At 69.2% G+C, this 12728-nt stretch carries 15 protein-coding genes; 8 read left to right on the top strand and 7 right to left on the bottom strand.

Annotation, left to right across the window (positions count from 1 at the left end; all coding sequences use genetic code 11):
* From Q7T09_RS19900 to Q7T09_RS19885, 4 genes are all read right to left on the bottom strand, one after another.
* Positions 1–551, bottom strand: a 551-nt coding sequence (locus tag Q7T09_RS19900; protein ID WP_304701965.1) for a class I SAM-dependent methyltransferase, incomplete at its 3' end; no start/stop codon positions are given.
* A gap of 211 nt (positions 552–762) precedes the next feature.
* Positions 763–1503 (bottom strand): DUF4386 family protein, encoded by a 741-nt coding sequence (locus tag Q7T09_RS19895; RefSeq protein ID WP_304701963.1) that lies wholly within the window; start codon positions 1501–1503, stop codon positions 763–765.
* The gene (locus Q7T09_RS19890) at positions 1496–2122 is read right to left on the bottom strand and encodes a TetR/AcrR family transcriptional regulator (RefSeq protein WP_304701961.1); all 627 of its coding nucleotides are present in this window, start codon (positions 2120–2122) and stop codon (positions 1496–1498) included. Before Q7T09_RS19890 ends, Q7T09_RS19895 begins: the two co-directional genes overlap by 8 nt.
* Before the next feature lie 164 nt (positions 2123–2286).
* Positions 2287–3825 carry an acyl-CoA synthetase gene (locus tag Q7T09_RS19885; protein WP_304701959.1) on the bottom strand — a complete coding sequence of 513 codons (1539 nt, stop codon included), beginning with the start codon at positions 3823–3825 and terminating at the stop codon, positions 2287–2289.
* 145 nt (positions 3826–3970) lie between these two features.
* Here Q7T09_RS19885 and Q7T09_RS19880 point away from each other — a divergent pair, with 145 nt between their 5' ends.
* The 4 genes from Q7T09_RS19880 (at position 3971) to Q7T09_RS19865 (ending at position 7498) form a co-directional block, all read left to right on the top strand.
* Complete coding sequence (locus Q7T09_RS19880) at positions 3971–4855, top strand: crotonase/enoyl-CoA hydratase family protein (protein ID WP_304701957.1); 885 nt, start codon at positions 3971–3973, stop codon at positions 4853–4855.
* Between the two features lie 51 nt (positions 4856–4906).
* Entirely contained in the window at positions 4907–6112 is a 1206-nt protein-coding gene (locus Q7T09_RS19875) for a DUF2336 domain-containing protein (protein WP_304701955.1), read from the top strand.
* A gap of 289 nt (positions 6113–6401) precedes the next feature.
* Complete coding sequence (locus Q7T09_RS19870) at positions 6402–6821, top strand: MucR family transcriptional regulator (RefSeq protein ID WP_293495336.1); 420 nt, start codon at positions 6402–6404, stop codon at positions 6819–6821.
* A 182-nt stretch (positions 6822–7003) separates the two neighbouring features.
* A complete protein-coding gene (locus Q7T09_RS19865) occupies positions 7004–7498 on the top strand; it encodes a PAS domain-containing protein (RefSeq protein WP_304701952.1) in 495 nt (164 codons plus the stop codon).
* A 91-nt stretch (positions 7499–7589) separates the two neighbouring features.
* On the opposite strand, the gene Q7T09_RS19860 is transcribed toward Q7T09_RS19865, so the two are convergent.
* Together Q7T09_RS19860 and Q7T09_RS19855 are read right to left on the bottom strand one after the other, a co-directional pair.
* A complete protein-coding gene (locus tag Q7T09_RS19860; RefSeq protein ID WP_304701951.1) occupies positions 7590–8009 on the bottom strand; it encodes a SufE family protein in 420 nt (139 codons plus the stop codon).
* A gap of 61 nt (positions 8010–8070) precedes the next feature.
* Complete coding sequence (locus Q7T09_RS19855; protein WP_304701950.1) at positions 8071–8856, bottom strand: sensor histidine kinase KdpD; 786 nt, start codon at positions 8854–8856, stop codon at positions 8071–8073.
* 195 nt (positions 8857–9051) lie between these two features.
* Between Q7T09_RS19855 and Q7T09_RS19850 the strand changes: the two genes are divergently transcribed.
* Positions 9052–10719, top strand: a complete 1668-nt coding sequence (locus Q7T09_RS19850; protein WP_304701948.1) for a HAMP domain-containing sensor histidine kinase — start codon at positions 9052–9054, stop codon at positions 10717–10719.
* 30 nt (positions 10720–10749) lie between these two features.
* Here the strand turns inward: Q7T09_RS19850 and Q7T09_RS19845 are convergent, their stop codons facing one another.
* Positions 10750–11535, bottom strand: a complete 786-nt coding sequence (locus Q7T09_RS19845; protein WP_304701946.1) for a hypothetical protein — start codon at positions 11533–11535, stop codon at positions 10750–10752.
* Positions 11536–11754: 219 nt separating this feature from the next.
* On the opposite strand from Q7T09_RS19845, the gene Q7T09_RS19840 reads away from it, so the two are divergent.
* From Q7T09_RS19840 to Q7T09_RS19830, 3 genes are all read left to right on the top strand, one after another.
* Entirely contained in the window at positions 11755–12087 is a 333-nt protein-coding gene (locus Q7T09_RS19840) for a DUF1491 family protein (protein WP_304701944.1), read from the top strand.
* Between the two features lie 93 nt (positions 12088–12180).
* A complete protein-coding gene (locus Q7T09_RS19835) occupies positions 12181–12561 on the top strand; it encodes a hypothetical protein (RefSeq protein WP_304701943.1) in 381 nt (126 codons plus the stop codon).
* Positions 12562–12606: 45 nt separating this feature from the next.
* Positions 12607–12728: GTP-binding protein (locus tag Q7T09_RS19830; protein ID WP_304701967.1), on the top strand; the 122-nt coding region annotated here is incomplete at its 3' end.

Below are 12728 nucleotides of genomic sequence, written 5' to 3'. Positions count from 1 at the left end.
TCCTCGCGGCTGTAGCCGGTCTCCCGGGTCATCCAGCCGATCCAGCTCTCCACCGTGCGCGGGATGGCGTCTGGGGCGCAGTTGAAGACCACGTCGCGGATATAGAGCCGCCCGCCCGGCTTCAGGGCGTCGCGCATGCGGGTGAGCGCCACGGCCTTCCACATGTCGGGCAGGTGATGCAGGGCGTTCTTGGTGACGATCAGGTCCAGGTCGCCGCTGGCCGGGAAGGTGAGGAAACCGCCGCGCTCGAAGACGATGTTGCTCAGGCCCTGGTCGCGGGCCCGGGCCTGGGCGGTGCGCAGCATGGCGCCCGACACGTCGATGGCTCGGACCGAGCGGGCCATGCCGGCGGCCACGCAGGCCAGGATGCCGGTTCCGCAGCCGATGTCGGCGAGGGCGGTGTCGCGGGTGACGCCCAGGCCCGAGAGCAGGGCGCGGTCGGCGGCGGCGTCGCCCCCCTGGCGGGCGTCGTAGGTCGCCACCTGACCTTCGTCCTCGAAGTCGAGGCCGACCTGCCTGAGATCGTCGTACCACCAGTCGGGTTGGGTCATGTCTGTCTCCATCTGTGACGCGGATGGAGAGGGTCTGTCCGATCCATCCGCAGGCTTGCGGGGGATCGGATTGCGGTGAGGTCTGACTAGACTCGCGCGCGCCCAATCCCCGGGAAGGGATTGGCTACTTTCTGGGCGAGGCGGGTCTGCGGGCTCATGCTGGAGGTGAGACTATGGGGCCTCGGGCCGGCGCGCCAGTCCAATTCCATCGCTAGATGAGCGTCTCCGTCAGGGCGGCGGGATGGGGCCTCGGGCGCTGGACGATCAGCGAGACGGCGAGCGCCAGGATCCAGGCCATCCAGATCATGAAGGCCAGGGGCGTGGTCTCGAAGACCCGGATGTCCGGCGCCACGGTGGCGAAGAGTTCGGTCTGGCCCAGGATCCAGAGCGGGAGCGAGGCCAAGCCCAGCAGGGAGGTCCACCGAAGGGCGCCTCCGATCCGCCAGCAGGCGGCGATGATTCCCACGCTCCAGGCCAGCAGCAGCATCTGGCCGAGGTGCTCGCCCAGCGCGACCCCGCCGTACTGGTTGAGGGCGTTGTAGATCTGGGCGACGGCGACGCGATCGGCCTGGCTGGCCCCGGGCGCGCCGTAGCCGGCGGCGAGGGACGGGACCACGAAGACCCAGCGCAGCAGCCCCACGGCCTGGATCAGGCCGCTGGCGGCGCCGGCGGCGGTGGCGATCCAGACGCTCTGTCCGTGCTCCCGGGCCAGGGCGCGGCCGAGCAGGGCCGCGGCCAGGACGAAGATCAGGGCCGACCAGGCGAAGCCGGCCCAGGCCAGGACGAGGGCGGGTCCCCCCGCGGCGAAGCGCGACAGCACCACCCCGACCGGCTCGCGCAGGACGTCGTCATAGCCGAACAGCGCCACCAGATAGGCGTAGGCGACATTGGCCATCCCCAGAAAGCCGATGAGGGTCAGGCCCGCCAGCAGGCGGTCGGGGAACCTAGTCATGGCGGCGATCCTCGGCGGCGGCGGGGTAGGCGCGGGCGATCAGCAGGTCCATCGCCGTCTCGATGCGACGCCAGGTGTCGGGCTGGGTGAGATCGAGACCGGCGAAGGTCCCGTCGTGGTCCTCCCGCAGGGCCAGGTGATGGGCGGCGGCGAGCAGGATCGCGTTGATGGCGGGGGCGTCCAGGTCGGCTGGCGGCGGGGCGGCCTGGGCGCGCGCCCGCTGGAACCAGGCGCTGACCGCCCGGGACTTCGCCGCCCCCAGGGCCCGCACCGTGGGTCCGGTGTCCACCAGCTCCCAGGCCAGGATGCGCTTGACCAGGCCGTTGGCGCGCAGGGCCTGGAGGTAGCCACCTAGCAGACCGCCCATCACCATCCCATAGCCGCCGGGGGCGAGGGGAAGGTCGAGGCGCAGCCAGACGTCGAGCCGCTCGCCCAGCGCCTGGGCCAGGCCCTCCAGGCCACCGAAATAGCGGTAGATGAGAACCTTGTCGCAGCCGGCCTCCCGGGCCACTGCGTTCACGCCGAAGTCCGAATAGCCCTTGCGGCTGAGCACCTGGGCGGCGGCGTCGAGGAGGCGGGCGCGGGTGGCGTCGCGGTCCCGCTCGGTGGGTCTGCTCATGGGACGAGGCCTGAAGTCACTAACCGGTGACTTCAGTATGTCACTCCTCGGTGACCGTCAAGCCGCGACAACGAGTGACGCGTCCAGGCCCCTGCGGGGTCTAGATTCAAAACATGAGAGCACGTCGGGCGGCGGAACCGGTATCCACTTCCGCCTGACGTGCTCTAGACGATCTTGGAGCCTTCCTTGCCCCAGTAGGCGTCGCGGATCAGGCGCTTGTAGAGCTTGCCGGTGGGGTGGCGGGGCAGCTCCTGCATGAACTCCAGCATGCGCGGCGCCTTGATGTGGGAGAGGTTGGCCCGGCAGTAGGCCATCAGCTCGTCGCGCAGGTCGTCGCCGGCGTCGGCCCAGTCGGCGGGCTGGATGACGGCCACCACCTTCTCGCCCATCTCCTCGTCGGGCGCGCCCACCACGGCCACGTCGGCGACGCGCGGGTGGGTGACCAGCAGGTTCTCGATCTCCTGCGGATAGATGTTCACCCCGCCGGAGATGATCATGAAGCTCTTGCGGTCGGTGAGGTAGAGGAAGCCCTCCTCGTCCAGCCAGCCCACGTCGCCCAGGGTGGTCCAGCCGTGTTGGTTGGTGTTCTCGGCGATCTTGTCCGGCGCGTTATGATAGGTCAGCGGCGCGCCGCCCGCGAAATAGACCGTGCCCTCGCTGCGCGGCGGCAATTCCTCGCCCTCCTCGCCGACGATCTTGGCCTCGCCGAGGATCGCCCGGCCCACCGTGCCCTTGTGGGTCAGCCAGTCGTGCGGGCCGACATAGCAGAAACCGTTGCCCTCGCTGCCGGCGTAGTACTCGTGGATCACCGGACCCCACCAGGCCAGCATCTGCTCCTTGACCGGGATTGGGCAGGGGGCGGCGGCGTGCACCGCCGAGCGCATGGAGGAGACGTCGTACCTGGCGCGCACTTCCTCAGGCAGCTTCAGCATCCGAACGAAGTGGGTGGGGACGAACTGGCCGACATCGACCTTGTACTTCTCGATCAGGGCCAGCATGGCCTCGGGGTCGAACTTCTCCATCACGATGACCGTGCCGCCCAACTGCTGGACGGCCATGCACCAGCGCAGGGGGGCTGCGTGATAGAGCGGGGCGGGCGAGATGTAGACGCTGTCGGGCTTGAAGCCGAACAGCCCGGCCGCGAGGTTGGCCACGCCGCCGGGCTCGTCGATCGGACCGCCGGTCAGCGGCGGCTTGATGCCCTTGGGGCGCCCCGTCGTGCCGGAGGAGTAGAGCATGTCGCGGCCGGCGGTCTCGTCGGCCACCGGCGTGGCGGGCATCTTGGCGCGGTCGGCCTCGAAGCTGGCATAGGGGGCGCGGGCCTCGCCGACCATGTAGAGCTTCACGCCGGGCAGCAGGGCCGGCAGCTCGTCGATCACCGGGCCGACGCCGGCCGAGGTGATCAGCAGCTTCGCCGCGCAATCCTTCATGATGTAGTCGATCTCGCCCGCCTGCAGCTTGGACGAGATGCAGGCGTAGTAGAGGCCGCAGCGCTGGGCGGCCCAGGCGATCTCGAAGAAGCGGGGACTGTTGTCCATCAGGATGGCGATGACGTCGCCGGTGTTCAGGCCCAGCGACCGGAACAGCTGCGCGCCCTGGTTGGAGCGGTCGTCCAGCTCCTTGTAGGTCACAGTCTCTCCGCTGCCGGCCATGATGTAGGCGGCGCGGTCGGGATGGGTCTTGGCGTGGATGGCTGGATGCATGTCCGGTCCTTAGAACTCAAGGAGCCAGGACGCCTTTCCGACGCTCCGGGCCTCCTCCCAAATATCGTTGTTGATCCGACAATGCGGTGCTTGACGGACCGTCCGTCAAGCGGCGCGAACTGAAGAAAATCATGGGAGGAAGACGATGGCTTCGCAGACTTTCGAGACGCTCGCCTACGCTGTCGAGGACGGGATCGCCACGATCACCCTCAACCGCCCCGACAAGCTCAACGCCTTCAACACCCAGATGATGAAGGACATGATCGCGGCCTTCGACGTCACCGACGCCGACGATGCGGTGAAGGTGGTGATCGTCACCGGAGCCGGCCGCGGCTTCTGCGCCGGCGCCGACCTGTCGGGCGGCGCCCAGACCTTCGACTACGACGCCCGCGGCGGCGAGGACAAGGAAGCCCGCACCCGCGAGGGCGTGCAGCGCGACGGCGGCGGTCTGCTGACCCTGCGCATCTATGACAGCCTCAAGCCGGTGATCGCCGCGGTGAACGGCCCCGCCGTGGGCGTCGGCGTCACCATGCAGCTGCCCATGGACATCCGGATGGCGTCGACCGAGGCGCGGTTCGGCCTGGTGTTCGCCCGGCGCGGCCTCAATCCGGAGGCGGCCTCCTCCTGGTTCCTGCCCAAGCTGGTGGGGGTCCAGACGGCCCTGGAGTGGTGCTATACCGGCCGCATCTTCTCGGCCCAGGAGGCGCTGGAGAAGGGACTGGTCCGCTCGTTGCACGCGCCCGACGACCTGCTGCCGGCGGCTCGCAAGCTGGCCCGCGAGATCGCCGACAACACCGCCCCGGTCTCCATCGCCGTCACCCGCCAGCTGATCTGGAGGATGGCCGGCGCCTCGCACCCCATGGAGGCCCACCGCGCCGATAGCCGCGGCATCCAGAAGCGCGGCGCCATGGCCGACGCCCGCGAGGGGGTGATGAGCTTCCTGGAGAAGCGCCCGCCGGCCTTCACCGACAAGGTCTCGACCGATGTTCCCGACATCTGGGAGCAGTGGAGCGCCCCCACCTTCAAGTGAGGTGAATACGTCCGGTTAAGGCCGGTGTGATGGAATCAGCGTGGATCCATCATGAACCAAGCCGCGACACCGACCGACCAGCCCCCCGTCTTCCGCGCGCGCACCGCGTTGCTGAAGCGGATGGCCGACGTCGTCTGCCTGCCGTCCTCGCGGGTGAACGCCTTCGAGCGGGCCATGACCGCCGACCTGCTGGTGGACATGCTCCGCGAGGCCGAGCCGGAAGAGCGGCTGAAGGTGGCGCGGCGCCTGGCCAACCTGACCGAGATTCCCGCCAGCCTGGTGCGCCTGCTGCTGCGCGATCACGTGGAGATCGCCGAGGCCCTGCTCACCAACTGCGCCTCGCTGAGTGATTCGGACCTGCTGGACTGCGCGCGCTTCACTGGAGTGGAGCATCGCCGGCTGATCGCCATGCGCCGCGGGGTCAGCGAGGTGGTCTGCGAGGTGCTGATCGAGTTCGGCGAGGCCCAGGTCATCGAATGCCTGCTGAAGAACGAGCTGGCCAAGCTCTCCAACGCCTGCGTCGAGGCCATCGTCGCCTCCACCCGCGGCGACGCGCGCACCGCGCCCAACCTGCTGCGCCGCCCCGAGCTGCGGCCGGCCCACGCCTATGTGCTGTTCTGGTGGGCCAACGCCGAGGCCAGGCGCACCATCCTCCAACGCTTCGCGGTGTCCCGCGAGGTGCTTCAAGACGCCGCGGGGGACATCTTTCCCATGGCGGCGGCCGAGAATTGGCAAGATCCCTTGGCGCGCAAGGCCCTGCAGTTCATCGAGCGGCGCCAGCGCAACCGTGCGGCGATCGACAAGAGCCCCTTCGACAGCCTGGAGGCCGCCGTGGCGGCCGCCCAGGGCGGCCTCACCCGCGAGACGGCCGAGGAAATCTCCTACCTCTCGGGCCTGAAGCCGATGACGGGGGCCAAGATCTTCACCGACCCGGGGGGCGAACCCCTGGCCATCCTGTGCAAGGCCACCGGCCTCCCCAAGCAGGCGGTGCGGGCCCTGTGGCGCGGCCTGCGACGCCCCGAGACCGAGGCCGACGGATCGCCGAATCCCAACCTTGAGCGGGTGCTCACCACCTACGACATGATCGCGGTCGATCGCGCGCAAACTGTTCTGCGTTACTGGAACTGGTCGCTGTCCTCGGCCCTGACCCCGGCCTTGCTGAAGGCGATCCGGGAGGGCGATGAAGACGGGGCCGATGAGTACTCGGTGCCCCAGCGCGCGGCCATGCTCGCGCTCTCCAAGGAATTCGGTCGTTAGGCTCGGCGCGAGCAAAAGCCGCGATTGAAGTTGCCTTGCACAAGCTGCTGTTGATCTGCGCCTCAGCGCACTGTTGCAGTGCAGAATATCGTATTTGGCTACTGGACGTGAGGCGCCACCTGCCGGTGCAAAACCCCAGTTTGTCTTTGTAGCGAACGCGTTCGGCCAAGATGTCGCGGATTATCACCGCTTGTGCTTGCCCTGAGTCCCATATAATGACGCTTCAACTGATGTCGTGAATCAGTCATCCCCCCAACTTGGGTAGTTGCCCAGCACGGAATCGAGAATTATGGACGAAAAGTCGGAAGTCATTGAGATGACGGCGGATATTGTCTCCGCCTACGTCGGTAACAATTCGGTCGCAGCGTCGGATCTCCCCGCCCTCATCCAGAGCATCCACCGCGCTCTGTCCGGAATCTCGCAGGGCTCCGATGTTCAAGAGGCCGCCCCGAAGGAACCCGCGGTTCCCGTGCGTCGCTCTATCACCCCGGACCATCTGGTCTGCTTGGAGGATGGCCGCAAGTTCAAGTCTCTGAAGCGTCACCTGCGCACCAAGTACAATATGAGCCCCGAGGAATACCGGGCCAAGTGGAGCCTGCCGAAGGACTATCCGATGGTCGCGCCGAACTACGCCAAGGCGCGCTCGGACCTCGCCAAGCAGATGGGCCTCGGCCAGGGTGGTCGTCAGGCGCCGCGCAAGCGCAAATAGGCGTCTCGCCAATTTCATCAGGACGACGGAACGCCCGCCCACCCGGCGGGCGTTTTGTTGTCTGGAGCCTGCGGCAAAATCGGTTTTCTGGCCGCGGGCCATGATTTCGCCTTGCCGCCGATTCGCGGCTCAGGCCATAAGTGATTCGTCGTGATTCCAAGGGGTTGTTAAGGAATCTGAATATGGCGGCACAGATCGGATCTTCGGCGGCGGCCGCCCGCGCGCATGAGGAGCTCTACGCCTACTGGGCGGGGCTCCGGCATGGTCCGCGGCTGCCTGGCCGTGGCGACATCAAGCCCGAGGACTTCAAGCGCCTGCTGCCGACGGTCAGTCTGATCGATGTGCGGCGCGATCCCCTGGACTTCCGCCTGCGCCTGGCCGGCACGGGCCTCTACAGCGTCTATGGCCGCGAGATCACCGGCCGGGGCCTGGACGACGTCTACAATACCGCCGCCGCCGACTACTGGCGGGTGGAACTGGGCAAGATCGTCGAGGAGCGCCGCCCGGCCGTGGGGGTCCACAGCCTGTCCTGGCGCGGGGCCTCGCACATGTCGATCCTATGGCTGCGCCTGCCGCTGGCCACCAATGGCGTCGATGTCGACATGATCCTCGGCTACGACGCCGTGGTCGGCATCCAGGGTCAGAGCTCGTCGAGCAGCGGCATCCGCGCGGCTTAGTTTTCCGGCGTGGCGGTTCGCCCCTCAGTGTCATCCCGGCCGCAGCGAAGCGGAGAGCCGGGACCTAGATTTCCCGTTCGTGAGGTTCGTCTTAAGCCAGCGCCCCGGCGTCGCGGCGGATGCGGGCGACCATCGAGGCCAGACCGTTGGAGCGCTGGGCAGAGAGATGGCCGCTGAGGCCCAACTGGTCGAAGGCGTCCTTGGCGTCGAAGTCGAGAATCGCCTTGGCCGGCTTGCCCGAATAGAGCCGTAGCACCACCGCGATCAGGCCGCGCACGATGTGGGCGTCGGAATCCCCCCGGAAGGTGACGGTCCCGTCGGCATGGGGCTCGGTCACCAGCCACACTTGACTGGCGCAGCCGCGGACCTTGTTGGCCTCGCTGCGTTCGGTGTCGCTCAGCGGGGCCAGGTCCTTCCCCAGGTCGATCACGTAGCGATAGCGTTCCTCCCAGTCTCCCAGGAGGTCGAACTCCGAGACCAGGTCGGCGAGGTCGTCTTGGATGGTGCGCATGCTGTCGGCGACTTAAGCGCCCGGCCGGGCCGGCGCAACCGCGGGCTCGGAATCCACCGGCTCAGGCCGCGGGGAGGCGGACGTGGGCGGTGAGTCCGCCGGCGGCGCCGGGAACCAGCTTCAGGCGGCCACCCATGGCCTGGCACAGCAGGTTGACGATCGGCAGGCCCAGACCCGCGCCCTCGCTGCGGCGGGTCAGCGCGCTGTCCCCCTGCTCGAAGGGGCGCAGCAGGCGGGGAATGTCGGCGACATCCAGGCCGGGCCCCTGGTCGGTGACACAGATCTCGATGTCGGCGTCCTCGCGCCGCGCCTGGACCTCGATGGCCGAGCCCTCCGGCGAGAAGACCACGGCGTTGTGCAGCAGGTTGGTGAGGATGGTGCGCAGGCCGCGCGGATCGGCCTTCACGCGGGGCAGGGCGCCCTCGTCGCGGACGACGATCACCATGTTGCGCTGGGCGATCTCCTCGCGCAGGCCGTCGAGGACGTCGTCCAGGGCGTGGTCCAGGGGCTCGTCGCGCAGGTCCATGTCCATGGCCCGGCCTTCCAGCCGCGCGATCTCGAGGATCTGATTGACCAGGTTCAGCAGGCGCTGGCCGCTGGCCCGGATGATGCCGGCATATTCCTTGTATTGCGGTGCGCCGAGGGGGCCGTAGAGCTCCTGGGAGATGATCTCCGAGAAGCCGAGGATCGAGTTCAGCGGGGTCCGCAGTTCGTGACTGACCATGCGCAGGAAGGAACGCTGGGTCTCGTCGAGAGCGGCTTCCCGGCGCGCGCGGGCGTCCCGCCGCGGCGAACGGGCCGGCGGCGTGGCGGCATCGAAGTCCGGAAGGCAGGCCGGTTGAGCCATGAGGGAGGGATCGCGCCTCTAAGTGTTGGTCCCCAACTTGGGCTCGAGCCACTTACGATTTCGTTTCCTGCTGGAACTTCATGCACTTGGACTTCATCGCGCGGCACGCGAGCAGCCTCGCAGGGACTCACCTGCGACGGTAAGGTTCCGCGCTGGCGCCGTGCGTGCGCCCTGGCGGAGGTCCAAAGACAGATCGTGGTCGAGAACGCGTCCACCAGACCCATGGGGACTTCCGGCGGACAGGCGCCGCGGGAGCTCCTGTGGTGGCACGCGACCTGGCTGGCGGTCCTGGCGCTAGGGACGGGCGGGCTGCTGTTCGCGCCGATCGTTCAGACCCCGGCCTCGATCGCCGCCCTGGCCCTGGGGGCCGCCCCGGCCCTGGCCGGGCTGCTGCTGGCGCGGTCGCGGCACATCGCTGCCCACAGCCTGATCCTGTTCAACTGGGGCGCGGCGGGCGTCCTGGCCGCCCTGCTCACCGGCGGCGTCGCCGGGCCGATGGCGGTCTGGCACCTGGCGCCGCTTGCGGCCGCGGCGGCCATGGCGCGGATCGACCGCCTGGCCCTGGGCGCGGCCATCAGCCTGGCGGCCATCTGCCTGTCCCTGCTCACCGGCTACACCCTCAGCCTGCCCGCGCCGCCGCCCCACGACCTGGCCGCCGGGCTCGGAGCCGTGGCGGTGATCACCATCTCGGTCTGCCTCGGCCTGGCCCTGATCGTCCTGCAGCGCCGGGTGATCCTCGACACGCGCCGCCGCGCCCTCATCGAGGCGCGCCTTCGCGAAGCCCTGGGGGACCAGCCCCACCTGCTGATCTCCATCCATCCCGGCGGCAAGCTGGCGGCCGCCTGGGGCCAGGCGCCCCGCGGCCTGAAGGGGCAGATTCTCGTGGGCCGGTCCCTGTCCCAACTGGCCACACCGGCCGACCGGCCGCGGATCGACGAGGCCCTGCGCACCGCCATCGTCGAGGGGCACGCCGTGGTGGGGTTCGCTCCGGCCGGCGCGCCCGCCCTGTGGCACGAGCTCACCCTGCGCCGGGTCAACCCCACCCGGATGACCGGTTCGATCCGCGACGCTGGCGTCCAGCGGGCCCGCGAGGCGGCCCTGGACCAGGCCCGGATCGACGCCGAGACCGCCAACGCCGGCAAGTCCCGCTTCCTGGCCAATATGAGCCACGAGCTGCGCACGCCGCTGAACGCCATCATGGGCTTCTCCGACATCATGCGGCAGTCGCTGTTCGGCCCCATGCCCGACAAGTACGCCGAGTATTCCGCCCTGATCCACGAGTCCGGCGAGCACCTGCTGGAGCTGATCAACGACGTCCTGGACATGTCGAAGATCGAGGCCGAGCGCTTCGAGCTGCACCGCGAGGAGTTCGACGCCCGCGACGCGGTGTCGGCGGTGATGCGGCTGATGCGCGGCCAGGCCGACCGCGCCGGGGTGAACCTGCGCGGCCTGCTGCCCAAGGAGCCCCTGGAGGTCACCGCCGACCGCCGGGCCCTGAAGCAGATCGCGCTCAACCTGATCTCCAATGCGCTGAAGTTCACCCCCAAGGGCGGGGCGGTGACGGTGACCGCCCATGCCGAGGGGCCGGTGCTTGAGCTGATCGTCGCCGACACCGGCACCGGCATCGGCGCGGCGGACCTGCAAAGGCTGGGGCGGCCCTTCGAACAGGCGGGCGGCGCCGATCAGCGGGCCGCGGGCACGGGGCTGGGGCTGTCCCTGGTGCGCGCCTTCGCCGAGCTGCACGGAGGCGAGATGGCCATCGAGAGCCAGCTGGGGGAGGGGACGACGGTCACCGTGCGCCTGCCGGTGATGGAACCCGAACCCGTGGCCGCGTCGGCGGCGGCGGAAGAGACCACCAGCTAAAGCCCGTCAGGGTCTAGGGCCTGGCGTGGTCTAGGGCCTGGGGTTGGCGACCTGCAGGAAGGCGCGGCCGGCGGCGAAGTCGCCCACCTCGACATAGGCCCGTCGCGGGGCCTGACCCTCGAACAGGAACTCCACCATCACCGCCTCGCGCGGATCGAGTCCCGACAGGGTGCGGGCGGCCTCCGCCGGGAAGCGGAAGGCCCAGCCGTTCTTCAGGTCCTTGGGCAACAGATCCAGGCCCGCTCGGCTGCGCGCCTCGGCGGCGTAGGCGGTCTGGGCCGCCACCGGGGGCAGGCGGCGGGCCAGGGGCAGGCGGTCGAGGCTGTCGCCGCGGGCGTCCAGATAGGCGCCGAAGGTCAGGCCGTCGTCGCGCAGCACCAAGCGGGCGGCGTAGGGGGTCGCGCCGTCCTCGAAATTGGCCACCGCCATCAGCCGGTTGGCGCCGACGCGGCCGGCCAGGCCGAACACCATGGTCCCGCCGTCGAAGGTCGTGTCCTGCGCCAGCCGCCAGCGGGCCGCGGTGAGCGTGGAGCTGCGGTCGGCGCGCCATTGGGAGACGTCGCCGGGATAGTCCATCTTGATCAGCTTGGCGTAGCCCTCGAAGGCGCTGCGGACCCGGGAGGCGGCCAGGTTGAGGTCGGCGGAATCACAGGCCGCGCCGGCGGCCTTCTGCAAGGCGCGGCGTTCGACGGCGTTCAGGGTGGCGAGGTTGGCGCCGGCGCGCAGGGCCGCGCCACGGGCCTGGGCCCGTGCGGCGGCCAGGGCCGAGCCCACCGAGGCCTCGAACAGGCCGCATCGGGCGTCGGCTGCGGTCATCACAGTGCGTTCGTAGAAGAGGTCCACGCTGCTCGCGCATGCAAGCCCTGGCGCGGCGCAGATCGCCGCGGTCAGACCTAGCCCCACCCACCAACACGCCGCGCGCCGCGCATTTGTGCGCGTTGTGCTCGTCATGCTCTCTGCCTGTCCCGTATGCTCGGGACCTTGGATGGCAACCTAGGCCGTCCGCCCTTTCCGTTCCGTTACGAGAGCCGCGTCATGATTCTGTCCACGGACATCTGGGTCGCCGCCCTGATCCGCCGCGCCGAGCTGGCCGGGGGCTTTGGCGTGGTGGCGCGCAAGGGCGACGCCCGGGCCGGCAGCGTCCTGGTCCGGGTCCTGAACCTCGAGGACAAGACGACGCGGCTCTATTCGGAGGCCACCCGCGGCGACGGCGAGCGCATCTGGATGCGGCCCCAGCTGTTCGACAACGAGGCCGACATCGACCGCTACATCCAGCGCGCCCTGCGCATCGACCCCGATCTCTGGGTGGTGGACATCGAGGACAAGCAGGGCCGCCACTTCCTCACCGAGCCCGTCGAAGAGGGTTAGTCGGGGATTCACCGCCTTTGTGCACGGGCCTGAAAGTCGGGGATGCGAGGGTGCCCAGGTTCTCCCCCAAGCCCAGCTTTGACGTAGTCCCCCATGCTCTTCCTTATGAACGACGTGGTCCTCAACCTCGCCGGCATGAAGCTCGCGCCCAAGCTTTCGGGCCGCCGGTTCAAGGCCCTGTCCTTCAACGCCGTCAGCCGGTTGGGGCAGGAGCTCTATGCCGAGGATCCGCTCTTGCACCTGCGCCGGCCCGAGCGGGCCAAGCGCCTGGCCACCCTGATCATGGCCAAGGCTCCGGCGATCAACGCGGCCCTGTTCACCGCCCCGGGCTTCGACTGCGACGCGAGCGAGGTCTCGATGCGCTATCTGAACCTGGACTTCGAGATCATGGCCCGGCTCAGCAAGCGCCAGGACGTCGGCGAACTGGACACCATCTGGGCCGATCGCCAGGTCTGGAGACGGCTAGCGGCCTAACCTGACCGACTGGCGTTAGGCGCCGGGCTGCGCTAGTCCCCGCCCATGAGCAATTCTCCCGCCGCCGAGGCCGCGCGCCGGCGCACCTTCGCCATCATCTCCCACCCGGACGCCGGCAAGACGACCCTGACCGAGAACCTGCTGCTGGCGGGCGGCGCGATCCGCGC

The sequence above is a fragment of the Phenylobacterium sp. genome, assembly GCF_030645195.1.
In the GTDB taxonomy this organism is placed as follows: Bacteria; Pseudomonadota; Alphaproteobacteria; order Caulobacterales; family Caulobacteraceae; genus Phenylobacterium.
The sequence above is the reverse complement of the archived record's forward strand: the minus strand, read 5'-3'. Positions and strand labels throughout refer to the sequence as shown.

What these genes read in the sequence shown, in the direction of transcription:
- Q7T09_RS19895 (WP_304701963.1), bottom strand. Translation starts at nt 1,503, where the DNA reads ATGACTAGGTTCCCCGACCGCCTGCTGGCGGGCCTGACCCTCATCGGC.
- Q7T09_RS19890 (WP_304701961.1), bottom strand. Translation starts at nt 2,122, where the DNA reads ATGAGCAGACCCACCGAGCGGGACCGCGACGCCACCCGCGCCCGCCTC.
- Q7T09_RS19885 (WP_304701959.1), bottom strand. Translation starts at nt 3,825, where the DNA reads ATGCATCCAGCCATCCACGCCAAGACCCATCCCGACCGCGCCGCCTAC.
- Q7T09_RS19880 (WP_304701957.1), top strand. Translation starts at nt 3,971, where the DNA reads ATGGCTTCGCAGACTTTCGAGACGCTCGCCTACGCTGTCGAGGACGGG.
- Q7T09_RS19875 (WP_304701955.1), top strand. Translation starts at nt 4,907, where the DNA reads ATGAACCAAGCCGCGACACCGACCGACCAGCCCCCCGTCTTCCGCGCG.
- Q7T09_RS19870 (WP_293495336.1), top strand. Translation starts at nt 6,402, where the DNA reads ATGGACGAAAAGTCGGAAGTCATTGAGATGACGGCGGATATTGTCTCC.
- Q7T09_RS19865 (WP_304701952.1), top strand. Translation starts at nt 7,004, where the DNA reads ATGGCGGCACAGATCGGATCTTCGGCGGCGGCCGCCCGCGCGCATGAG.
- Q7T09_RS19860 (WP_304701951.1), bottom strand. Translation starts at nt 8,009, where the DNA reads ATGCGCACCATCCAAGACGACCTCGCCGACCTGGTCTCGGAGTTCGAC.
- Q7T09_RS19855 (WP_304701950.1), bottom strand. Translation starts at nt 8,856, where the DNA reads ATGGCTCAACCGGCCTGCCTTCCGGACTTCGATGCCGCCACGCCGCCG.
- Q7T09_RS19845 (WP_304701946.1), bottom strand. Translation starts at nt 11,535, where the DNA reads ATGACCGCAGCCGACGCCCGATGCGGCCTGTTCGAGGCCTCGGTGGGC.
- Q7T09_RS19840 (WP_304701944.1), top strand. Translation starts at nt 11,755, where the DNA reads ATGATTCTGTCCACGGACATCTGGGTCGCCGCCCTGATCCGCCGCGCC.
- Q7T09_RS19835 (WP_304701943.1), top strand. Translation starts at nt 12,181, where the DNA reads ATGCTCTTCCTTATGAACGACGTGGTCCTCAACCTCGCCGGCATGAAG.